Annotated in this window: 28 protein-coding genes; 12 read left to right on the top strand and 16 right to left on the bottom strand. The window is 41.1% G+C overall.

Annotated elements, in window-relative coordinates; translation table 11 throughout:
- Positions 1–147 precede the first annotated feature (147 nt).
- The 8 genes from OLM45_RS12180 to OLM45_RS12145 form a co-directional block, all read right to left on the bottom strand.
- The gene (locus OLM45_RS12180) at positions 148–999 is read right to left on the bottom strand and encodes a TerC family protein (RefSeq protein ID WP_264510527.1); all 852 of its coding nucleotides are present in this window, start codon (positions 997–999) and stop codon (positions 148–150) included.
- A 36-nt stretch (positions 1,000–1,035) separates the two neighbouring features.
- A complete protein-coding gene (locus OLM45_RS12175; RefSeq protein WP_264510525.1) occupies positions 1,036–1,416 on the bottom strand; it encodes a DNA topoisomerase IV in 381 nt (126 codons plus the stop codon).
- An 84-nt stretch (positions 1,417–1,500) separates the two neighbouring features.
- On the bottom strand, positions 1,501–2,070 hold the full coding sequence (locus OLM45_RS12170) for a DUF1572 domain-containing protein (RefSeq protein WP_264510522.1): 570 nt from the start codon (positions 2,068–2,070) through the stop codon (positions 1,501–1,503).
- Positions 2,057–2,284: a DUF6095 family protein gene (locus OLM45_RS12165; RefSeq protein ID WP_264510520.1), complete on the bottom strand. Its 228-nt coding sequence runs from the start codon at positions 2,282–2,284 to the stop codon at positions 2,057–2,059. Before OLM45_RS12165 ends, OLM45_RS12170 begins: the two co-directional genes overlap by 14 nt.
- A gap of 63 nt (positions 2,285–2,347) precedes the next feature.
- Entirely contained in the window at positions 2,348–3,157 is an 810-nt protein-coding gene (gene murQ / locus OLM45_RS12160; RefSeq protein WP_129461540.1) for an N-acetylmuramic acid 6-phosphate etherase, read from the bottom strand.
- A 1-nt stretch (position 3,158) separates the two neighbouring features.
- A complete protein-coding gene (locus OLM45_RS12155) occupies positions 3,159–3,539 on the bottom strand; it encodes a PH domain-containing protein (RefSeq protein WP_264510518.1) in 381 nt (126 codons plus the stop codon).
- Positions 3,540–3,634: 95 nt separating this feature from the next.
- Positions 3,635–4,306: a ZIP family metal transporter gene (locus OLM45_RS12150; protein ID WP_264510516.1), complete on the bottom strand. Its 672-nt coding sequence runs from the start codon at positions 4,304–4,306 to the stop codon at positions 3,635–3,637.
- A gap of 181 nt (positions 4,307–4,487) precedes the next feature.
- Positions 4,488–5,243, bottom strand: coding sequence for a class I SAM-dependent DNA methyltransferase (locus OLM45_RS12145; RefSeq protein ID WP_264510514.1), 756 nt, complete (start codon positions 5,241–5,243; stop codon positions 4,488–4,490).
- 135 nt (positions 5,244–5,378) lie between these two features.
- On the opposite strand from OLM45_RS12145, the gene OLM45_RS12140 reads away from it, so the two are divergent.
- Positions 5,379–6,548: a THUMP domain-containing class I SAM-dependent RNA methyltransferase gene (locus OLM45_RS12140; RefSeq protein WP_264510512.1), complete on the top strand. Its 1,170-nt coding sequence runs from the start codon at positions 5,379–5,381 to the stop codon at positions 6,546–6,548.
- Positions 6,541–6,774 (top strand): hypothetical protein, encoded by a 234-nt coding sequence (locus OLM45_RS12135; protein WP_129461545.1) that lies wholly within the window; start codon positions 6,541–6,543, stop codon positions 6,772–6,774. Before OLM45_RS12140 ends, OLM45_RS12135 begins: the two co-directional genes overlap by 8 nt.
- Here the strand turns inward: OLM45_RS12135 and OLM45_RS12130 are convergent, their stop codons facing one another.
- From OLM45_RS12130 to rlmD, 3 genes are read right to left on the bottom strand one after another with little or no spacing between them, the layout of a single operon-like run.
- Entirely contained in the window at positions 6,775–7,611 is an 837-nt protein-coding gene (locus tag OLM45_RS12130; RefSeq protein ID WP_264510510.1) for a DUF6048 family protein, read from the bottom strand.
- A complete protein-coding gene (locus tag OLM45_RS12125) occupies positions 7,592–8,098 on the bottom strand; it encodes a DUF6452 family protein (protein WP_264510509.1) in 507 nt (168 codons plus the stop codon). Before OLM45_RS12125 ends, OLM45_RS12130 begins: the two co-directional genes overlap by 20 nt.
- 9 nt (positions 8,099–8,107) lie before the next feature.
- Positions 8,108–9,520 (bottom strand): 23S rRNA (uracil(1939)-C(5))-methyltransferase RlmD, encoded by a 1,413-nt coding sequence (gene rlmD / locus OLM45_RS12120; protein WP_264510506.1) that lies wholly within the window; start codon positions 9,518–9,520, stop codon positions 8,108–8,110.
- 90 nt (positions 9,521–9,610) lie between these two features.
- On the opposite strand from rlmD, the gene OLM45_RS12115 reads away from it, so the two are divergent.
- The 3 genes from OLM45_RS12115 (at position 9,611) to rocD (ending at position 12,171) form a co-directional block, all read left to right on the top strand.
- Positions 9,611–10,144, top strand: coding sequence for a DUF1697 domain-containing protein (locus tag OLM45_RS12115; RefSeq protein ID WP_264510504.1), 534 nt, complete (start codon positions 9,611–9,613; stop codon positions 10,142–10,144).
- 58 nt (positions 10,145–10,202) lie between these two features.
- Entirely contained in the window at positions 10,203–10,664 is a 462-nt protein-coding gene (locus tag OLM45_RS12110; protein ID WP_319799978.1) for a DUF1003 domain-containing protein, read from the top strand.
- A 232-nt stretch (positions 10,665–10,896) separates the two neighbouring features.
- A complete protein-coding gene (rocD, locus tag OLM45_RS12105; RefSeq protein WP_264510502.1) occupies positions 10,897–12,171 on the top strand; it encodes an ornithine--oxo-acid transaminase in 1,275 nt (424 codons plus the stop codon).
- A 51-nt stretch (positions 12,172–12,222) separates the two neighbouring features.
- On the opposite strand, the gene OLM45_RS12100 is transcribed toward rocD, so the two are convergent.
- Both OLM45_RS12100 and OLM45_RS12095 read right to left on the bottom strand, forming a co-directional pair.
- Entirely contained in the window at positions 12,223–12,558 is a 336-nt protein-coding gene (locus OLM45_RS12100; RefSeq protein WP_264510500.1) for a CCC motif membrane protein, read from the bottom strand.
- 12 nt (positions 12,559–12,570) lie between these two features.
- Positions 12,571–12,855 carry a DUF2752 domain-containing protein gene (locus OLM45_RS12095; protein ID WP_129461552.1) on the bottom strand — a complete coding sequence of 95 codons (285 nt, stop codon included), beginning with the start codon at positions 12,853–12,855 and terminating at the stop codon, positions 12,571–12,573.
- 91 nt (positions 12,856–12,946) lie between these two features.
- On the opposite strand from OLM45_RS12095, the gene OLM45_RS12090 reads away from it, so the two are divergent.
- The 3 genes from OLM45_RS12090 to OLM45_RS12080 are packed head-to-tail and all read left to right on the top strand — an operon-like array spanning position 12,947 to position 14,824.
- Positions 12,947–13,123, top strand: a complete 177-nt coding sequence (locus tag OLM45_RS12090; protein WP_164974918.1) for a hypothetical protein — start codon at positions 12,947–12,949, stop codon at positions 13,121–13,123.
- The gene (locus tag OLM45_RS12085) at positions 13,110–13,673 is read left to right on the top strand and encodes a Smr/MutS family protein (protein ID WP_264510498.1); all 564 of its coding nucleotides are present in this window, start codon (positions 13,110–13,112) and stop codon (positions 13,671–13,673) included. Before OLM45_RS12090 ends, OLM45_RS12085 begins: the two co-directional genes overlap by 14 nt.
- A 29-nt stretch (positions 13,674–13,702) precedes the next feature.
- Entirely contained in the window at positions 13,703–14,824 is a 1,122-nt protein-coding gene (locus OLM45_RS12080) for a cysteine desulfurase family protein (protein WP_264510496.1), read from the top strand.
- Between the two features lie 17 nt (positions 14,825–14,841).
- Here OLM45_RS12080 and OLM45_RS12075 read toward each other — a convergent pair whose 3' ends face one another.
- The 3 genes from OLM45_RS12075 to lpdA all read right to left on the bottom strand — a co-directional run bounded on the left by OLM45_RS12075 (position 14,842) and on the right by lpdA (position 18,375).
- Positions 14,842–15,249 carry a hypothetical protein gene (locus OLM45_RS12075; RefSeq protein WP_264510495.1) on the bottom strand — a complete coding sequence of 136 codons (408 nt, stop codon included), beginning with the start codon at positions 15,247–15,249 and terminating at the stop codon, positions 14,842–14,844.
- A 287-nt stretch (positions 15,250–15,536) separates the two neighbouring features.
- Positions 15,537–16,757 carry a T9SS type A sorting domain-containing protein gene (locus OLM45_RS12070; RefSeq protein WP_264510493.1) on the bottom strand — a complete coding sequence of 407 codons (1,221 nt, stop codon included), beginning with the start codon at positions 16,755–16,757 and terminating at the stop codon, positions 15,537–15,539.
- Between the two features lie 229 nt (positions 16,758–16,986).
- Positions 16,987–18,375, bottom strand: a complete 1,389-nt coding sequence (lpdA, locus tag OLM45_RS12065) for a dihydrolipoyl dehydrogenase (RefSeq protein ID WP_264510492.1) — start codon at positions 18,373–18,375, stop codon at positions 16,987–16,989.
- Between the two features lie 1,026 nt (positions 18,376–19,401).
- Between lpdA and xerA the strand changes: the two genes are divergently transcribed.
- The 4 genes from xerA to OLM45_RS12045 all read left to right on the top strand — a co-directional run bounded on the left by xerA (position 19,402) and on the right by OLM45_RS12045 (position 22,390).
- On the top strand, positions 19,402–20,445 hold the full coding sequence (gene xerA / locus OLM45_RS12060; protein WP_264510490.1) for a site-specific tyrosine recombinase/integron integrase: 1,044 nt from the start codon (positions 19,402–19,404) through the stop codon (positions 20,443–20,445).
- Between the two features lie 154 nt (positions 20,446–20,599).
- Positions 20,600–21,130: an STM3941 family protein gene (locus OLM45_RS12055; protein ID WP_264510488.1), complete on the top strand. Its 531-nt coding sequence runs from the start codon at positions 20,600–20,602 to the stop codon at positions 21,128–21,130.
- 127 nt (positions 21,131–21,257) lie between these two features.
- Positions 21,258–21,797: a hypothetical protein gene (locus OLM45_RS12050; protein ID WP_264510486.1), complete on the top strand. Its 540-nt coding sequence runs from the start codon at positions 21,258–21,260 to the stop codon at positions 21,795–21,797.
- Positions 21,798–21,958: 161 nt separating this feature from the next.
- Complete coding sequence (locus tag OLM45_RS12045; protein WP_264510439.1) at positions 21,959–22,390, top strand: hypothetical protein; 432 nt, start codon at positions 21,959–21,961, stop codon at positions 22,388–22,390.
- Positions 22,391–22,409 lie beyond the last annotated feature (19 nt).

Raw genomic sequence — 22,409 nt, 5'->3', positions numbered from 1 at the left:
TGGTAAGTTTCGTGAATATTGCACTTCCTCCGCGTTAGGGATGGGAGCAAGGTACCCTGCCGCAGCCGTCAGGCAAGGCCGGTACCGCGGACAGCCCGGCGGGAACCGCAACGCCCAAAAAAAAGCACCCCGAAAGGTGCTTCTGTATTAATTGTTGATGTCGGTATCTTTGAGTTTTTCGTCTTGAATTTTGTTGTTGTGCAACTGGACGGGTTTGCTGGATTTCTTCATTTTTAAGTTCAGGAATTCCACAAACAAGGAGAAGAAAATCGAGAAGTACAAATAGCCTTTGGGGATGCTGTGGACTTCGTTTTCTCCTAAGAATTTGAATCCGGCGAGGTGCGACCCTTCGGCTAACAACATAACGCCGATCAAGATGAGGAAGGATAAACCGAGGATTTGAATCGTAGGATGCTCGTTAACGAACTTGGATACGGGTCCGGCGAAAATCATCATGATAATAATCGAAATCACAACGGAGAGAATCATAATGATCAAAGCCGCTTCGCCAAAACCTTTGGGTGCGGGTTCGCTACTCACCAATCCCACAGCCGTCAAGATACTGTCAAACGAGAATACGATATTCAACAAGGCAATTTGGATGATTGCAGCCGACAAACTGTTGGAGGCTTTCCCCGTTTCGCCCTCTTCAGCGCCTTCGAGTTTGTGGTGAATTTCGGTCACCGATTTGTACAAAAGGAACAAACCACCCCCGAAAATAATCAAACTCTGTCCAGTCACATGTCCCGACAAAAAGCCCCAGTCAAAGTCGTAAATACTTTTTTTTAAGCCCATTACCCAAGTGATTCCGAACAACAGTATGATGCGGAACAACATGGCCAACAGCAATCCGATGCGACGGGCTTTGGGTTGGTCTTCGGCTTTTAATTTGCCCGAAACGATGGAAAGAAAGACAATGTTGTCAATTCCCAAGATGATTTCTAAGAAAGTTAAGGTTAGTAAAGCGACGAGCGCATTGGTTGAAAATAAAACTTCCATGGTAATTTGTCGTATAGTTTAAAGTCGGTTTAACGGTTATTGGTCCAATTTTGTTACAGTTCCCGTCTGTTTTTTGATGTCGCCCACAAACGAATATTCCATAATGTACTGATTGTCTTTGGTTTCGACAATACGCATACTGATGGCTTTTTTTTCGTCCCGGTTACGCGGATGTTTTTTCTGAATGATGAGTTCGCAGTCGTTTACCCAACGCACATTAGCGGTGTCGGTGCGACCGTGGTACGTTTCGATTTGATGCTCGGCGGTGCGCACAAAACGTGTCGTGTCGGTTTTACCGTTGATGGTTTGCACAAATTCAAACGAACCCGTTGTAAAATCGGTACAGTTGCATTCCGGCATTTTTTGACAGGCCGAAACGGTGAGAAGAAGTAAAAAGAGACTAGTTAATTTTTTCATAGTATTTTTTAGAGCTATTCCTGCTGTCCGCTGTATCTCACTTCGTAAACTCCGTGAGGATGCCGCTTCCATCAGGGCTAGGGGTTATCGATTCATTTCGCCATCCGTGAAATGACGGCGTTGTTTTTCTTGGGCGAATTTATCGGCATTGTATTGCCCGGATTGATTTTTAGGGATAGACAGGCTGTCCCAAACCGAGGATTTCAATATTTTGGCTGCAAAAACGATTTGTCCCACATGGTACGGATAATGCGCCAATTGCCGGTTGATGGCTTCCATAACGGTATGGCCTTCGTTTCGGATGTAAATGAGGGTGTCCAACTGTTCGGGCTCGAGCTGCTGCAAGGCGTTTTCAAAACAGGCCCAACCTGCATTCCAGGCATCGCGGACTTCCGCTGCGGTGGTTAAGTCGTTTTCAAATTCGCTATCGCGGTTCCGCCACGATTTTTCACCGTCAGTGGTTAAGAAATCGGTCCAACGCGACAGCATATTGCCCGACAAGTGTTTCACGATGATTGCAATCGAATTGCTGTCTTCATTCACTTGCTGAAAAAGTTGCTCGGGTTCGAGTTGCGCCATGGCTTTTTCGCCCAACTGGCGGTAATACGCAAATTGCTTGCGTACACTTTCCAAATAATTGTTAGAGATTGCCATCGAAAAGTGCTTTCATCATCGTTTGTAATCCTTTAAACGCCAAAAACACGGATGTGATGCATATTCCACAACCGATGACTAACACCAAATAATGCCAGTTGGTGTGTTTGTTCATGAAGGCATTGTATATCACACTCGGACCGATGAACATGAGTGGCAATGCTCCGAATAGGTATTTGAGGCCTTTGGCTAAGAGGTTTTTGTTGGTACTCATTTTTAAAAGTTATGAGTTAGGAATTATGAGTTATGCGTTAGTGAACTCAAGATTTATAATGTATCATTTAAAATTTTCAACAGCCTTTCGCACGCTGCCGTGGGTTAACAGCAATTGGTTGGCGGTTTCATAGTCCACTCCAATTTCGTCCATAATCATGCGCGTACCGCGGTCAACGAGTTTGGCGTTGCTCAATTGCATATCGACCATTTTATTGCCTTTAACACGTCCGAGCTGAATCATGGTGGCGGTGGAGAGCATGTTGAGCACCAACTTTTGTGCGGTACCCGCTTTCATGCGACTGCTTCCGGTGACAAACTCGGGTCCGACCACCACTTCCACAGGGAATTGCGCCACCTTGGAGAGCGGACTCCCGGCATTGCACGTGATGCTTCCCGTTACGATTCCTTTTGCATTACAGGCTTCCAATCCAGAAATGACATAGGGTGTAGTTCCCGAGGCAGCGATGCCTACCACTACATCATCTGAGCCAATTCCAGCGGCTTCGAGATCCAGCCAGGCTTGGGTCGTACTGTCTTCGGCATTTTCTACTGCCCGACGAATGGCTTGGTCGCCGCCTGCAATAATGCCGTTCACCAATTCATGCGGCACGCCAAAGGTGGGCGGACATTCAGAGGCATCGACGATTCCCAAACGACCCGAAGTTCCCGCACCGATGTAGAACAACCGACCGCCTTTTTTGAGTTGGACAACCGTTTGCGTTACCAAAGCCTCAATTTGCGGCAAGGCTTTTTCAACGGCTAGTGGCACGGTTTTGTCTTCGTTATTGATATTTGTTAGCAATTCGTGTACGGACATGTTTTCCAACTGTTCGTAGCGCGAGGATTGCTCAGTAGTTTTGGTAAAACTCATGTTATTTGCACGTATGGTAAGTGATGATTTTTTGTACATCATACACGTTTACCGATTTGTTGAATTGTTTCACAATACTGGGATTGGCCTCACTGGAAACCCAAATTTTCAATTCGGCATCCAAGTCAAATGTTCCGGCGCTTTCAATACTAAAACGAGCAATACTTTTATAGGGAATGGACTTGTATTCCACTTTACTGCCAGTAATTCCTTGTTTTTCCACAAGAATGATTCTTTTGTTGGTGAATAAGAAGGTATCGCGGATGAGCTTGAACCCGATTTCGATGCTTTCGCCATCTACCATTAATTTGCCGTATTCTTGTTGTAAGCTTTCTAAACTCGCTTCTCCAGCGTTGCCTAATAAGGCTGAAAATAGACCCATTGTATCTGTTTTTATAGAAAGTATAAAAATACAGAATCTACCCTGAAACCCAAGCCGATTTCAAGGAAACTTATTCACGAATGCAGTTGAATTTTTTATAAAAACAAGGCCAAAACGATCCCTAGAATGATGACCGTAATTTTGGCAATATTAAATTTATGTCCTTCGCTACTTTCAAAGATAATGGTCGAAGAAATGTGGAAAAGAATACCGATGACAACGGCGGTAATTTCACTGTAATATGCGCCTAAACGGGGTAAAGTGTCTGCCAACCAAGTACCTAGTGGCGTCATGAGCGCAAAGCCCACCATAAAAACGGCTAGGGTATTTTTGGAGAGTCCGGCCTTAACAAAAAATAGAGTAAGAATCATAGCAATAGGGAAGTGGTGCACCGCAATGCCCAACGCCAAATCGTGATGATGTCCAACGGGAAATCCTTCCAATAACGCATGCAAACACAAACTGATAAACAAGGACCAGGGCATTTTGTGAATATGTCCGTGACCGTGCACATGACCGTGTTCGGCACCTTGGGAGAAAAACTCCAAAACAATTTGGAAAATAATTCCCAACATAATGTAAACCCCGATGTGTTTCACCTCGTTTTGTTCATAGACTTCGGGTAATAAATTGATTACCGTCAACGATAGTAAAAACGAACCACTGAACGCCAACAATAACTTCAATTGTTTCTTTTCCTTGGGTTGCAGCCATAGCGCTGTTCCAAAGCCAAGTAACACAGAAAGTAAGGGGAGGATGTAGTCCATTTTTTAGTTTAAAGTTTCAGGTTTAAAGTTTAAAGTTAGTGTAAAGGTTTAAGAAGTTTAAAAGTGTTTAAGAAGTTTAAAAGTGTAAGTGTTTAAGAAGTGTAAAGTGTAATGGATGTAGAGCAGTTTATTGGTTCTAACCCATTCTTTTCTCTTGCTTCTTGCTTCTTTTTTCTCAAAACTATTTAAAAATCATAATTAAACGCTCACTGGTTTTTTTATAGAACTTTTTTAATTTATAATCACCAAAGATATCCAATAAATAAATGCCGGCGCGTTCCATCATGGCTTGGAAATCTTCTAATCGAAGGGCTCTAACCTTTTCGTAATAACAAAAATCTTGGCCTTTGTCGTGAAAACGGATTTCCTTGATAATGTATTTTTCGTCGGTGTAGCGCTTGATATGAAAGGTGATGCCGTCAACGGTTTTTTCCTCTTCGGGTACCAATTCGTCGATAACTTGTTCGACATTCATAAAGTCGATGACCCCAAAGCCGTATTCGTTCAAACTATCATGAATCGCCACTAACGTTTTGTAATTGTCTTCGTTTTCGTCAAAATAGCCAAAACTGGTGAACAAGTTGAATACCGCATCAAACTTCGCTTCAAAGGGTTCGCGCATGTCGTGCACTTCAAACCGCAAGTGATGGTTTTCGTTTTTGGAAGCCTCCGCAATGCTATTAGCGGATAAATCGGCGCCGGTTACATCATACCCCAACTGACTCAAATAAATCGAATGGCGTCCGCGTCCGCAGGCCAAGTCCAAGACTTTTGCTTTTTCGGGCAAATTCAAATACTGCGTCAAATTGTCCATAAACAATTGCGCCTCACGGTAATTCCGTTCTTTGTATAAGATATGGTAATAGGGAGTATCAAACCAGGAAGCATACCATTGGTCGTCTTCAATCGGGTGGGTTTGTGTAGTCAAATCGGACATTTATTCGCTTCAAATCAATTTCAACGTGCAAATTTAGTGTATTTTTGCCCATCAAAATCAAATTAACCCTTTTTTGGAAGGAACCGTTCGTTTCGTCTAACGTTTATTCCAAATGAAAATCGGTTGCCAATCCGTATGGAAAATTTTAAAATGATTGCCAAAACCCTGTTTGGGTTTGAAGAACTACTCGCCAAAGAATTGCGCGATTTGGGTGCCCAAGACGTTCAAATTGGAACGCGTGCTGTCAGTTTTGCTGGGGATAAAGGATTTATGTACAAAGCCAACTTGGCCTTACGAACAGCGCTTAAAATTCTAAAACCCATTCATCAATTCCGTGCCTTTAACGAGCAGGCGTTGTATCAAGGAATTCGACAAGTCAATTGGAGTCAGTACTTAAATACCAACCAAACCTTTGTCGTGGATGTAACCTTGCATTCTGAGAACTTCAAACATTCGCAATTTGTGGCGTTAAAAACCAAAGATGCGATTGTGGATCAGTTTCGCGAACAAGGTGGTGCACGCCCGAGTATTGACAAAGACCATCCGGATTTGCGCATCAATGTGCATATTGATCGCGAACAAGTGTCGGTTGCCTTGGATACTTCCGGGGCGTCCTTACACCATCGAGGTTACCGAAGAGTGACGAATATTGCTCCCATCAATGAGGTCTTGGCAGCGGGTATGTTGTTATTGTCCGGTTGGAAAGGCGAATCCGATTTTATGGACCCCATGTGTGGTTCGGGAACACTTTTAGTTGAAGCCGCGATGATTGCTTGTAATATTCCAGCCAACATCAACCGAAAAGAATTTGCTTTTGAAAAATGGTCCGATTGGGACAATGATTTGTTCGATACCATTATCGACAGTTTGATGAAAAAAACGCGCGAGTTTCATTATACCATCAAAGGATTTGATAAAGCGCCCAGTGCGGTAGCCAAAGCGCGTGAGAATGTGCAGAATGCTAATCTGGACGATTATGTGCGTATTGAGCAAGCCAACTTTTTTGAAACCGAAAAAGAAACGCAAGGACCACTGCACATGGTTTTCAATCCACCGTATGGGGAGCGCCTCGAAATTCAGTTGGAGCGTTTTTACCGCGAGTTGGGTGACACCTTAAAACAAAGTTATCCCGGAACCGATGCGTGGTTTATTACAGCTAATTTGGAAGGATTGAAGCACGTTGGATTAAAGCCTTCGCGAAAAATAAAATTGTTTAACGGTAGTTTGGAATCCCGTTTAGTGAAATACGAATTGTATGCGGGAAGTCGACGAACCAAATTCCAAAATACAAACGATCATGAATAAAAAAACAAAAGCATTATTGCTGAACCTCCTTTGTTTTGCCGTGCTTTTTATCGGTGCGCGCTATTTGGTAAGTAAATATTTCTGGTACCAAGGTATTTGGATTTCCTTGGCCGCCTTTGTGATTACCTTATTGTTGTCGCCTAAATTTCAAGCGGTGAAAACAGCCCAAGGGGAGAAGTTGTTTATGAGTTGGTTGTTTTTAAAAGGCGTAAAAGAAATCAAGTAATTACTTTTTCTTTTTGGCGTTTTTCTTCGCTTCTTTTTCGGCTTCTTTCATGAATTTAGCCTCTTCTTTGGCTTTCTTCTCAGCTTCCAGAGTTTTGGCGTCTTTCACTTTTATTGAAAAAAGTGGAAGGGAATAGGAAATGGTGTAATTGAAGCCAACGCCAAACTTACCGCCGTACGTGCGGTTAAATCCGGGTACGTACAAGTTTTCAAAGTCCTCCGGTTGTTTTTGCGAAAGCATATAATTCATTCGGAAACTCATGCCCATATAGACATTTTTAAACACTTCAGCTTTCATTCCAACAACGACTTCCGACCAATGTGCGGTGAGTCCGTTGAACTTGGTGTTGGGAAAGTACGTAGGTGTTGGGAAATAACTATTGGGGTAATAAATGTTATACGAATTGAGGGTCTGACTAAATGTACTGAACCCATAGCGCAATCCGATGTAGATTTGATTGTTCATACCCGTCCAGTTTTCATACCCGTTAAAATCAAATCCGGCGCGAATATAAGAGCCGTTGGTTGTAAAATTCAAGTTGTCTTCTTGTACCGTTTTCTTTTCATTTCCCAATTCAACCGCTACATAATGTTTGCGCGTGACACGGAAATCACCTACTAATTCCAATCCACGGTAATTCGAATCGTAAAATCCCCGACTCAATTTGAACAAATCCACACCTACACGCAAGCCGTACTTCTCGGTTTTAGGTGCTACACTGTCTTTTTTTTGAACGGTAGTCGTTTCCTTTGCCGGCGTTTCAGTGGATGTTTTTTGTGCCCAGGTCGCACTCACCATGAAGAGGCACAGGAGAATTCTAGTAAAAGAGTTTGACATGGACTTCATTTTCGTTGGTGATATTGGATTGGGTTATTCCCATAGTTTGTATCCACAAGCCGTCGTTGGGTGTCGCATCGGTGAAATCAAATCCGTTAGTCGGATTTAAAATAAAATTCAGTTTATAACCACATGCACGAGAGACAAATTGCGAAGTTCTTGTGTAATTGATGGTAATGATATCGGTGTTGTCATTCGTAGCGTCGTCATCGCCACCATTCTGAATCAGTTGAAATTGCGTGGTATCCAATGTCGTGTCTAAGGGGATATAGATTTTACTCACCCCATTAAAATTGATGGTTTCCGAGATTCCGTTGGCTTTAAGGACAAGATTGGATACATTTTTAGTTTGTGTCAAATTTGCCACATCATAAAATTCAATCACCAAACGGGGAGTGGTGGTTGTATCTCCACTGCAAATATCATCCTTTTCACAACTGGAAAAAGTGAAAGTTAGGGCGATTAGTAAAACGGTTATAAAACGCATGATCTTCAATTATCGTAATTCCAAAAGTACAACATTTTCCACATGATGCGTTTGGGGAAACATATCCACAGGACGCACACGGCTTACTTTGTATTTCTCATCCATCAAGGCCAAATCACGGGCTTGGGTAGCGGAGTTGCAGCTTACATACACCACACGTTTTGGAGCAATGCGTAAAATTTGTTCCACCACATCTTTGTGCATACCGTCACGTGGTGGGTCGGTGATGATCACATCGGGTGTGCCGTGTTGGGCAATAAACGCTTCGTTAAACACATTTTTCATATCGCCAACAAAGAACTCACAATTGGTAATGTTGTTGCGTTTGGCGTTTTCTTTCGCATCAGCAATGGCTTCGGGAACGGCTTCTACACCAATTACTTTTTTCGCTTTTTTCGAAACAAATTGGGCAATGGTTCCAGTGCCGGTATATAAATCGTATACGACTTCATTTCCAGTTAATTCCGCAAATTCACGGGTAATGGTATACAATTCATAGGCTTGTTCTGAATTGGTTTGGTAGAAGGATTTGGCATTAATGCTAAAATGCAAGCCTTCCATTTCTTCTAAAATGTAATCACGGCCTTTGAATAAGACGATGTCTTGATCGTATAAAGTGTCGTTGGCTTTTTGGTTGATAACGTATTGCAACGAGGTGATTTGAGGAAAAGTCTCCGCTAAATAGTTCATCACCAATTCGCGTTCTTCTTTGTTGTCATCAAAAAACTGAATCAACACCATGATTTCACCTGTAGATGCAGTTCGGATCATCAAGGTGCGCAACAAGCCCCCGTGGTTGCGGGCGTCAAAGAACGACAAGTTGTTGGCGTTCGCAAATTCTTTAATTCCGTTGCGAATCGCATTGGACGGATCGGCTTGTAACCAACATTTTTCGATATCGAGAATTTTGTCCCACATTTTTGGAATATGGAAACCTAGTGCGTTTTGATTCTCAAACGTCGCCTCTGATTGGATTTCTGCTTCAGTCAACCAACGGGCATTGGAGAATCCAAATTCCATTTTATTGCGGTAGAAGAACTGCTCTTTGGATCCTAAAATAGGTTCAAATTCTGGGAGTTCAATTTTACCAATGCGTTTTAAGTTGTTGTACACTTCATTGTGTTTGTACACCAATTGCTGGCTGTAACTCATGTTTTGCCATTTGCAGCCACCGCATACGCCAAAATGTTGGCACACGGGTTCGACACGATTTTCCGAATACTGGTGAAAACGAATGGCTTTACCTTCGTAATAGGCTTTGCGCTTGCGAAAGGTTTGCACATCCACGACATCACCGGGTACCACATTGGGTAAAAAGATTACTTTTCCATCTGGCGCTTTGGCCACCGAAACTCCTTTGGCTCCGGCATCTAAGACTTCCACGTTTTCAAAAACAACGCGGTCATTTCTACGTTTTCCCATGGCGCAAAAATACAGTATTGCATGGGATTGGACGAAAAAATGTTTATTTTTAAAACAGATTTAGCAAAATCAAATTAATTCAACGTATACATGATTCATTTGGCTTTATTACGCGGAATAAATGTTTCGGGACAGAAACTCATCAAAATGGACGATTTGAAACGCTGTTTGGAAGGCGTCGGGTTTGGGAATGTGCGCACCTACATTCAATCGGGGAATGTGTTTGTGCAAACGCCTGAAACCGATCCTGGTGTCGTAGCCGGACAGATTCGCACGGCTATTATGAACTCGTTTGGCTTTGATGTGCCCGTATTTGTTATTGGGAAAGACGATTTGGAAGCCTGTGTGGAGCGGAATTTGTTTTTGCAAGAAGAAGGAGTGGACTTGAAAAAGTTATACGTGTCGTTCATCTCTACAGAAGTTCCCGATCAAATGATTACCCAACTGAACCTGAATTTCATCGAACCCGATAAGATTCAATTGGATGGACGCCGAATTTATCTCAAGTACCACAGTTCGCCCGCTCAAACCAAATTGGACAACAAATGGATTGAAAAGAGCATGAATGTGGTTTCGACGACGCGCAACTGGAACACCGTCACGAAGCTTTTAGGTTTATTTTAAGGTCGAAACTTCCGCTTTCCATTTTGGAATGCATAACTTTGAATAGAAAATCATTGTTATGAAAAAGCACCACGAAATCGAGAGTATTCAAGAATTAGAAGAAACCAATGATACCCGTACCTTTGGGCAACGGGTAGCTGACAAGGTCGCGGATTTTGGCGGGAGTTGGACCTTCATCATTTCCTTCATGGTGTTTTTGTTGTTGTGGATTGCCTTTAATGTTTTTTGGCTCAACAACAAAGGATTTGATCCGTATCCCTTTATTTTATTGAACTTAATCTTGTCGTGTATTGCTGCGTTGCAAGCGCCGATAATTATGATGAGTCAGAATCGGCAAGAAGCCAAAGATCGTGAACGTGCTGAAAAGGATTTCATCATCAATTTAAAAGCCGAGAAGGAGATTCGGGTGTTGCAACAAAAATTGGATCATATTCTCAAACACCAACACGAAGAATTGATGGCGATTCAACAGCAACAGTTGCAATTGATGGAGCAATTGCTTCGGGATAAAAAGGAATGATTATCGTTCAAATACTAGTTTAAGCTACATTTAATAAATTATTGGTTTTTATTTTTTTAAAATCAAAATATAAGTTGTTTTTATAGTTGGAATAGTAGGCTTCGCAATCGATTGAGAATTTTACAAACCTTCTTTTTTAATTCGCCGAATTGTGTAGTTTTGTGAAAGTTTACGGATGATTTCTCTCCATAAGAAGGAATTAAGGAGTTTCTTTTTTATTAAAATTTCAATCATGATTAGCGAAAAATTACGCTCTCAGGAGGCTATCGAACTGGAGGATAAATACGGTGCGCACAATTACCATCCACTGCCTGTGGTGCTCAGCCGTGGTGAAGGAGTATATGTGTGGGATGCGGAAGGAAAGCAATATTACGATTTCCTTTCTGCGTATTCTGCAGTGAATCAAGGACATTGCCATCCTAAAATTGTGGGCGCAATGGTCAATCAAGCACAAACTTTAACGCTTACTTCGCGTGCATTTTACAACGACAAACTGGGCGTTTATGAGCAATACATCACCAATTACTTTGGTTTTGACAAAGTGTTACCGATGAATACCGGAGCTGAAGCTGTGGAAACTGCACTAAAGATTTGCCGTAAATGGGCGTATGAGAAGAAAGGTATTGCTGAGAATGAAGCACAAATTATTGTGTGTGATGGCAATTTCCACGGAAGAACAACGACAATCATCTCGTTTTCGAATGATGAAAATGCGCGAAAGAATTTCGGGCCGTATACCGCAGGATTTATAAAAATACCTTACGATGACACCGAAGCCTTGGAAAAAGCGCTTACATCGTCTCAAAACGTTGCCGGTTTCCTTGTGGAACCGATTCAAGGCGAGGCGGGTGTTTATGTTCCTTCTGAGGATTTCTTAGCCAAAGCACAAGCGTTGTGTGCGGCACACAATGTACTTTTTATCGCTGATGAGGTGCAAACAGGTATTGCACGTACAGGTTCGTTACTAGCCGTTTGCGGGAATTGTACCTGCGAGAAGTCGTGTGAAAAGCAAGCAACCTATGTGCAACCCGATATATTAATTTTAGGAAAAGCCTTGTCGGGCGGGGCATATCCCGTATCGGCGGTTTTGGCGAATGATGCGATTATGAATGTGATTAAGCCCGGACAACACGGTTCGACCTTCGGTGGAAACCCTGTAGCAGCAGCTACTGCCATTGCAGCTTTAGAAGTTGTAGAAGAAGAAGGATTGGCAGCCAACGCGCGTCGTTTGGGTCAGTTGTTCCGTGATTTGTTGCAGGAGTATGTGGCTGAAAGTAACATTGTTACCTTAGTCCGCGGAAAAGGATTGTTGAATGCGATTGTGATCAATGATACGGAAGAAAGCGAAACCGCTTGGAATATCTGCGTGAAGTTGGCCGAAAACGGTTTGTTAGCCAAACCCACGCACGGAAATATCATCCGATTTGCACCGCCTTTGGTAATGACCGAGGAGCAATTACGCGATTGTGTAGCCATTATTATTAAGACTTTAAAAGAGTTTGAGTAAAAATCTGAATATCAATAAAAAAAGCCGTCTTTGATAGACGGCTTTTTTTGTTTATCGAATTCCGAAGATCTCGTTCATGCGGCGATGTATTTGTTCTTCGTTTTGCATGTTTTCGGGACCAATTTTGATAATCATCCAGACATAGAAGATTAAGGCTAATACACCGAGTGCAATACCGATAATGGATAGTACTTTGCCAATTTTGTGCAGGGTGACATTGTCATAGTCGGATGGATTTTCTTTGAGTCGTTTGGCATCTTTTAAGCTTAATATTAATCCAATTACGCCAAAGAGGATTCCGAAGATGCCGTAGCAGCAAAAGGTGAGGAATGCTAGGAGTCCGAGCACTAGTGATGCGGTGGCATTGGGCAGTTTTTGTTTTTCCATATTTTTTTGATTTTAAAAAAAGAAGTTGCGCATTTTGATGAGGTACGCCATTAAAATTACAATGGCGTTAAGTACGGCCAATAGGATAACTATTCTTCCGTTTTTGGGTGTGGGTTGAAAGGCGAATTTCACCACAAAGCCCAATAAGGCGATTAAGGTGTAAATGGCGGGGTACATTTGAAAAGCATCCCACAAACGGCCTTGGCTAAGTAAATAAATCGAGCGTTGCAAGCCACAACCCATACAGTCAAAGCCGAAGGTTTGTTTAAAAAGGCAAGGCAACATGTGTTCTTCCATGATAATTTGTTTATGCAATTTTACGAAATATCGGTTATCAACAAGAGGGGTGGGTGTGTTTTTTTATTTTTGAAAACTTAAAAAATGAGAAATGAATAAAGCTTTAATTCCGTTGCTTTTGGTTTCGGCAGCGATTGCCTTATACGAACAAAGTTTGGCGCATCCCAACTATTATTTGATGGGTGGAGCAGGTGTTGTTTTTATCTATTGTATGGCCAAATTGTCGGCTAAAATTCCACCTAAAAAAGAAGACGATGGGCACGAATAAATTTGAAGTAGGGGATCGAGTAGCGGTGCTGGACGATGCGATTTCTGGCGTGGTCGTTCAAGTGAAAAATGACCAAATTTCGATCCAAACGGACGATGATTTTATGATGACATTTTTTGTCAACGAATTGGTTAAAGAGAACACTACCAACGAGTTGGATTATTTTAGTAAAAGTGATGCGTCACATAAGATAAAAATTGACACAACACCTACCCGTCAGCAAAAAAACTTCGTATTTAAGTCGGATAAACGCGATAAAGGCGCACCCGAATTTGATTTGCATATTGAAAAATTGGTGAAGAATTTTCGCGGAATGTCCAATTTTGATATCCTTACCATCCAACTTGAAACGGCCCAACGGCATGTCGAGTTTGCCCTTAAAAATCGCATCCCAAAAATCGTTTTGATTCATGGTGTGGGCGAAGGAATTTTGAAAACGGAATTGGAATTTTTGTTACGCAAATATCCTCAGGTAACTTTTCAAGAAGCGAGTTATCAGAAATACGGCATGGGTGCCACGGAAATCTATTTTCAACAAAACTCAAAATAATCGTACTTTTGTGCCGCTGATTTATCATCATGAATAGAGTTTATTTAGACAATGCTGCTACCACACCGATGCGACCCGAAGTGATCGACCATATGGTGCAGGTGATGCAAACCGAATATGGAAACGCGTCCTCCACCCACAGTTTTGGACGCAGTGCAAAAACCATTTTAGAAACCGCTCGCAAATCGATTGCTAAAATCATGGGTTGTGAAGCCCGCGAATTGATTTTTACGTCGAATGCAACAGAGGCGACGAATCTCATCTTTACCAGTGCGGTACGCGATTTGGGCATTCAACGCATAATCACCTCGAGAATGGAACATCATGCGACTTTGTATACTGTAGCGAAGTTGGTACAAGAACAAGGCGTAGAAGCCGTGTATTTGCCTGCTAATGCCGATGGAACGGTTGATGTTTCGGGATTAGATGCATTGTTGGCGGATGGTAAACCCACTTTGGTGACCTTAATGCATGTAAATAATGAAACGGGTGCTTTGTTGGATATCGAGAAAGTAGGGACAATTTGTCGCGCACACCAAGCCTTGTTCCATTGTGATACCGTGCAATCGGTGGGGAAATGGGCGTTGCCGTTGCACGACTTACCCGTTGACTTTGCTGTAGCGAGTGCGCATAAGTTCCATGGCCCTAAGGGTGTTGGGTTTGCGTATATCGCCAAGCATGTGGTGATTAAGCCGTTGATTGTAGGTGGTGAGCAAGAGAAAGGCTTGCGTGCCGGTACGGAAGCAGTACATCAAATTGCAGGTATGGCCAAGGCGTTGGAGTTGGATGCTATCGATCTCGAGCACGACCAAAACTACATTGCTAGCTTAAAAGACTATTGCTGGGAGCAATTGCAATTGGCTTTCCCGGGGATAAAAACCAATGGCGAACATACGTTTTACAATATTTTGAATGTGACCTTACCGATGAGTGAGGAAAAAGCGGCCATGATCTTGTTTACTTTAGACATGAAAGGCATAGCCGTTTCGCGCGGTAGTGCGTGTCAAAGTGGGAGTTCGAAGCCCTCACATGTCTTAGCTCAATTTGTTGCTGAAGAAGATTTAAAACGTCCGGCGTTGCGAATATCGTTTAGTCGGTTCAATACCAAAGCCGATATCGATGCCTTGCTCGATGCGTTGAAAGGAATATAAAAAATAACCGGAGTTCGTTACACTCCGGTTTTTTTATAGGCGATTTTGAAGTAAATCAGCGTGGCTATAAGAAAAGGAATTTGCATCACCACCATTTTTCCTTGGTGGGTGATGGCTCCTACAAAGCCCAGAAATAAGACTAAAACTGCAAGCAAACTCACCGTAAGCGTATTCATTTTTCGGTTCCAGCGTCGGTTAAAGGCGTGCATGAGCAGCAAGACTTGTCCGATTAAACCCGTGAGGATGAGTGGATGGGACAGACTATCTATCCATGATTTTCCCGTACTGAAAATGGTGTATTCCAGTTGTGGGATGCTTAGAATTTCATTTTTCCATACAATACCGCAGCATTGAAAGCAAAGGAACAAGGCGATATTAACGTAGTGTATGGGGCGGGTGATGGGTTGTGTTGCGAAAAGGGACATGGTGCCGGATTTGTTTTAAGGAAAAGGATTGGGTTAAAGGTACGAATTACGTTGAAGAAATCACTAGGTGATGTTTGCACGAATCGGCCCTGATGGTAGTGGAAAGCCCGGAGAGGAAGGGCCGTTGTTTTTTTGAGGTGCGGTAGGGCGACCTTGGGAGCCTGTGCCGTGCCCAAAAAACAGGGCCTATCCCGAGGACTTGCAACGGAAAGCAGGAGTAGCCGCATAAAAAAAACCGTTCAAAAGAACGGTTTTTCAGTATTCAGTGATTAGTGATTAGTTTTTTGTTATTTAATTGATAATTTCTTTACTTCTTTACGATTGTCGGTTTCTACTATCAAGGTGTAAATTCCGGGTGATAGCGCAGTTACATCCGCGGATTGCCCGTTTTGTAACATTCCTTGTTGCATAATTTTTCCGGTTAGGTCACTAATCGTGTAATTAACCGTTGGACTTTCGGTTTGGATAGTGAAGAAATGGTCAGCAGGGTTGGGGGCTATGCTTATTTCTTTTGTAGTTAATTCGTTGGTGTTGAGTGCGCTGTACCGTTGAATGGCATAGTCGTAATTATCGGCTTCAATTTCGATAAGCATGGTATTGGGAAGGGGTAGGTTTTCCAATGTCCCTGTGAGCGTATTGTAAGCAAATAATCGTTGTTGATTTTGTAAATCGTTTCCAATAAACAGGAGCTTTTCTGTAGTTTGGTCATAGGTGCGGTTAAACAATTGCAAACCGGATATTTCCACCAATTCTATCTCATCGGTAAATGCACCTGTATCGGGATTTATTTGTCCGATGCGCATGAAAACAGTTCCTGTTGATGCATTGTATTCGGGGTAAATGGCAAAAAGTTTATTTTGCATCATGCTGTATTCGAGTCCGATGTTCCCCATACTATTCAATCCCGTAATCGGGATACTGGTGTAGGTGAAAGTGTTGTTTGCAATTACGTTTTTGACTAGATTTTTACCATTTTCATCTTGATTAATGAAGTAATAAATTCCATTATCGGAATCGTAAGCGCTTCCATCGGGAAAATAAAACACATCGGTTGGGAAGCTGTAATAGCCTAAATTCGTGGAGGTTTGGGTTACAGGGTTGTACTGGTTTAAATACAGATTATTATCCAAATCACCATCGTAAGAATATAAAAGTCCGGTTTGCATATCGACTTCAGCCGATCCATTGTATACGGAAGTAACATCGGTTAGGTTTGTAGTTGTTGTGGTCGTATTGAATCGAAACATTTTACTTACATAATTGTCGTTTTCTTCTACCAACACCCGGGAGTAGTATTCTCCCACATTTGAATTGTAAACTGAGGAACCAACTAATACACCTACAAAGTTGGCGGGTGTCGTTTGTGTGAAGGTTGTTTGACCTGCATTCCATTGGACTAAGTTGTTAATCCCTGTACCGTTTGAACTAAATCCGATTAATTTAATGTCTTGTGCTTGCACCATCAGCAGTTTACTGAGCAATAGACTAAAAGTGATTAATTTTTTCATTTTCAACAGCAATTTATGTTTTGGTTTAATTTTTTGCTTAAAATTCTGTAAAAATGATTGTACTTCAAAAGAAATGTTAAAATCGTAACGTTTGTTTAAGGCATAAAAAAACCGTTCGGGTGAACGGTTTTTTTTAAGACATTAGTCTTTAGACATTAGACATTAGTCTTTAGACTTTTATGATTGGGTAAGACTTAGGAGCTCAGGGGCTCCGTGTCTTAGCCGCTTTTTACATGTGAATCACTTCGCCATAGGCATCGGCAACGGCTTCCATTACTGCTTCACTCATCGTTGGGTGTGGGTGAACGGCTTTTAGGATTTCGTGTCCAGTGGTTTCTAGTTTGCGCGCTACAACGGCCTCAGCAATCATATCGGTTACGCCAGCACCAATCATGTGGCATCCTAACCATTCGCCGTATTTGGCATCGAAGATTACTTTTACAAATCCGTCGGGTGTTCCAGCCGCTTTGGCTTTACCAGAAGCGGTGAACGGGAATTTCCCAACTTTGATTTCGTAGCCTTTTTCTTTGGCTGCTTTTTCGGTAAGTCCCACAGACGCAATCTCTGGCGTAGCATAGGTACAACCGGGGATATTTCCATAATCCAACGGTTCTACGTGCATACCTGCGATTTTCTCTACACACAAGATACCTTCTGCAGACGCCACGTGTGCAAGGGCTTGACCTGGTGTTACGTCACCGATAGCATAGTAACCGGGTACGTTGGTTTGGTAGTAGCTATTCACTAAAATTTTATCGCGATCGGTAGCGATACCGGTCTCTTCTAATCCGATGTTTTCGATATTGGTTTTGATTCCGACTGCTGACAATACGATATCGGCTTCCAACACTTCTTCGCCTTTGGCGGTTTTTACGAAGGCTTTTACGCCGTTTCCTGAAGTATCGACACGTTCAACCGACGCATTGGTCATGATGTTGATCCCTGATTTTTTCAAGGAACGCTCGAATTGTTTAGAGATATCCTCGTCTTCCACAGGAACGATATTGGGCATAAACTCTACGATGGTCACTTCTGTTCCCATAGCGTTGTAGAAATGCGCAAATTCTACTCCGATAGCTCCTGAACCTACAACGATCATTTTCTTGGGTTGTTCTGGAAGCGTCATGGCTTGGCGGTACCCAATGATTTTTTTACCGTCTTGTGGCAAGTTGGGTAATTCACGGGAACGCGCTCCTGTAGCGATGATAATGTGATCTGCGCTATATTCAGTCACTTTACCGTCGGCTGCAGTTACATCTACCTTTTTACCAGGTTTGATTTTACCAAATCCGTCGATGATATCGATTTTATTTTTCTTCATCAGGAATTGTACCCCTTTGCTCATGCCTTCGGCTACGGAGCGCGATCGGGCGATTACGGCATTGAAGTCTTTATCAAATTCCTTTACGGTGAGACCGTAATCTGAAGCATGTTTTAAATAGTCGAATACTTGGGCTGATTTTAATAAGGCTTTGGTTGGGATACATCCCCAGTTTAAGCAGATTCCGCCTAAGTTTTCTTTTTCTACTACGGCCACTTTGAAGCCTAATTGTGAAGCACGAATGGCTGTTACATAACCGCCGGGTCCACTTCCTAAAACAATAATATCGTATTTCATTGTAAAAAAGGTATTTCTATTTGTGTGGGACGTTTTATTATCCGGATGCGAATTTACGGATTTTTTTTTTGTTTCGGGGTTAAGGTTTCAGGTTTCAAGTTTCAGGTTTCAAGTTTCAGGTTTCAGGTTTCAAGTTGAATTCTAGTACAATCATGTTTGGAATTTCTCAGAAGCTTAGCGGCTTAGAATCTTAGTAGCTTAAAAAGGTTTCAGGTTTCAAGTTTCAAGTTTCAAGTTGGATTCTAGTACAATCATGTTTGGAATTTCTCAGAAGCTTAGCGGCTCAGAATCTTAGAAGCTTAAAAAGGTTTCAGGTTTCAGGTTTCAAGTTTCAGGTTTCAAGTTGAATTCTAGTACAATCATGTTTGGAATTTCTCAGAACTTAGCGGCTCAGAATCTTAGAAGCTTAAAAAGGTTTCAGGTTTCAAGTTTCAAGTTGAATTCTAGTACAATCATTTTTGGAATTTCTCAGAAGCTTAGCGGCTCAGAATCTTAGTAGCTTATAAAGGTTTCAGGTTTCAAGTTTCAGGTTTCAAGTTGAATTCTAGTACAATCATGTTTGGAATTTCTCAGAACTTAGCGGCTCAGAATCTTAGTAGCTTATAAAGGTTTCAAGTTTCAGGTTTCAGGTTTCAAGTTGAATTCTAGTACAATCATGTTTGGAATTTCTCAGAAGCTTAGCGGCTTAGAATCTTAGTAGCTTAAAAAGGTTTCAAGTTTCAGGTTTCAAGTTGGGAAAGTGCACAACATTGACACATTGCCACATTGACTCATTATCCAAAAAGTTACTGTTTTGTTCGTGTTTTGTTCGGAAGTTGTTGCGTAATTGCCCCAGTTTACCGAAGCGCTACCGAAGAAAGTCCGAACAAAACCAAAGCAAAACCCCTACTTCTTCGGGAAAATTACGTCAGGAGACGTCAATTTACGTCAAATCCGGTCAATAGACGTCAAAAGCCGTCATAATCCCATGATTACTTGCGGGTTAGCGCAATGTTTTGTAGTTTTGGGTTTTTATACGCCAAGTTTATGAAATGGAACGCCAAGAAAATTGTCCACAAGGGAACAGCCCGTTTGGGTATTTATTTTGAGAAAAATCCTGAATTGATTGCGGAAATGAAGTCGATCCCAGACGCGCGTTGGAGTGCGGGTTTTGGGTGTTGGCATGTGCCGGATACTTTTGAAAATCGGATGTATTTTAATGTGGCTCCGGATCCTGTTCGCCTTCCGAATGTGGAGGCGCAGCATTATTTGGAGCGGTACAAGCGGTATTTGCAATCGAAGCGGTACAGTGCGAGTACGGTCTCGACTTATTTTGATGCCATGCGGGTATTCTTTACTTATTTTCGGGAGAAGTCGGTTCTCGCGATCTCCAACGACGATGTGATTCAGTTCAACAACGATTATATTTTGGCACAAAAGTTATCGGCGTCGTACCAGAATCAGATGGTGAATGCGATCAAGTTGTTTTATGAGATAGAGCGGGGGATGGCATTGGATATTGAGAAGATCCATCGGCCGAAGCGGGAGAAGAAGTTGCCGAATGTATTGAGTAAGGAAGAGGTAAAGCAGTTGTTGGAGGCTTCGACGAACATGAAGCATCGGGTGATTTTGAGTTTGATTTATTCGTGTGGGTTGCGGTGTGGGGAGGTGTTAAAGTTGCGGCCGGTGCATATTGATTCGCAGCGGAATGTAATTTTTATTGAGCAAGCGAAGGGGAAAAAGGACCGGATTGTGCCGTTGAGTCCGCGAATATTAGAATTGCTGCGCGAGTACTACCGGTATTACAAACCGAAGGTCTATTTGTTTGAGGGTCAGAAGCCTGGTGAGCCGTATTCCGACAAGAGTTTACAGAGTGTTTTGAAGCAATCGTTGGCGAAGACAAACATTCAGAAACCGGTGACGTTGCATTGGTTGCGGCACAGTTATGCTACGCATTTGTTGGAGAACGGCACGGATTTGCGGTACATACAGGAGCTGTTGGGGCACAATAGTAGTAAGACGACAGAGATTTACACGCATGTGAGTACGAAAAGTATCCAAAATATCAAGAGTCCGTTTGATGATTTATAAAAAAGTACTACATTTATACTTTCTGATTGATTTGGACCTATCCGCCGCAATTTTGGAGTCATAGCAACATTTCCTCAGAGGTATAAACGAGTTATACGACATTTTGGGATAACTGTAAAAATTCAAATATTAAATAATTAAAACAAAAATTGACTTGGAAGAATTAAACTTTTATACAAATAAATTAACATCATTTTTACTGTTATTTATATCTTCAATTTTTGTTTTTGGTGGAATATTTCTCGGTGACAAAATGCTTGATTTTGAAGCAAAGACATTTGAAAGCATAATTCTTATTTTAGCTTTTTTCTTATTTACATTTGGAATTGTATTATCAATTTTATTGTTGACAAGAAAAAAACCGCTTTTGACAATTACTGATAAACAAATAATAATTTATAGTGTTTTAACTTCATCTAAAACAATTGAAATTAACAATATCAAATCATTTTTTATTGTTAATAATTATACACGAGGAATAAAGACAAACAAACAAATATTTATCGAACTGAAAAAGCCAACAGAAAATTATACAAAAATGTGGTTCTATAAATTTCTCAGCAAAATAAGTAAACCATTAGCGAACTCTCAATATTCTATCCAAACAGATTTTCTAAATATAAAGCAACAGAAATTACTCGAAATATTAAATGGAAAAATAAAAACGTCGTATAACAGCCGCTAGCCGCTATGGCTGGTAAGTGCTAGTTTGGCGTTGGTTTACACGAAAAACGTTTATCTTAGTAAGGAAAAATCGTTTCGCTTTGACCGCCACAGTCGGCTAGCGGCGGAACGTTACCAGCAACCTGACCTTGAGAAACTTAAAAAATTTAAATATTGAAGAAAGCATAAAGTGTAAAAAGTTAATTTACACAGAAAGTTGGTTTGACAAGATTGACCGATTTGTAATTTATTTGTTTTTTACTTGGGGATTTATATTACCTTTTTTAACCTTTTTTGATATACACAGAAATCAAACAGAAAGAGGAATAGAATATTATCTCATGTTTTTATTCAGTCTTTTTTGTGGATACGTAATTTTCAGAAAGGCAACCGAGAAGAAACTTAAAGAAATTATTAGCCATTATAACGCAGAAGAAAATAGAAAGCTATTAAACAAGTATTGTGAGGAAAAAGGATTTGAAAAATATCGTAACACAAAAAGTATAATTATTTACAACTCCGAAAGTTCGTTTAACTTAAATCCAAGTTATAAGGTTAGCAGAATTTTTCTTTTGGATAAACAAAGAATATATATAACTATCATAAAGGAAAATTACAAGCTGAATATTCCAGTACTATTTTCTCAAATTTTCTTAAGAAAAGATATAGAAAAAATTACACAGAAATAAATTGGCTGCTGGTAACAGCCGCTAGCCGCTATGGCTAGTAAGTGCTAGTTTGGTGTTTGGTTTACACGAAAAACATTTATCTTAGTAAGGAAAAATCGTTTCGCTTTGACCGCCACAGTCGGCTAGCGGCGGAACGTTAGCAGCAACTTTAAACTATACTCATGAAAAAAATATTGACTTTTGCCTTTACAGTACTTTTTTATCATGGAATGACTGCCCAAAAAATTGAAATAGACTCACTTATTAAAAATCTAAATAATAGCCAACTTCATGGAACATGCCATTATGTTTGGGTTATAGAAATGGAAAGTAAAGAAGCAGATTCGCTTATTAGCATTGGTAAATCAATAACTAATAAATTGATTCCTTTACTTGACAATCCTGAAAAGGGAATAATTATTCATTGTGTTTTATCTAGAATATGGAATGACAGCATTGATGTTGAATCTTCAACTGAAAATTATAAAAGTAAGGGAGTTGTAGAATACATTTATAATGAACTTAAATTCTATGAAAAAGATGGAAAAATTATGGCAGATCAAATAGAACTAATAGAAAACAAAAAAAAGTGGCTTGAAAAGATTAATGAATAAAAAAGCTGCTGCTAACAGC

The organism is Flavobacterium sp. N1719 (assembly GCF_025947045.1).
GTDB classification, from domain to species: domain Bacteria; phylum Bacteroidota; class Bacteroidia; order Flavobacteriales; family Flavobacteriaceae; genus Flavobacterium; species Flavobacterium stagni.
The sequence above is the reverse complement of the archived record's forward strand: the minus strand, read 5'-3'. Positions and strand labels throughout refer to the sequence as shown.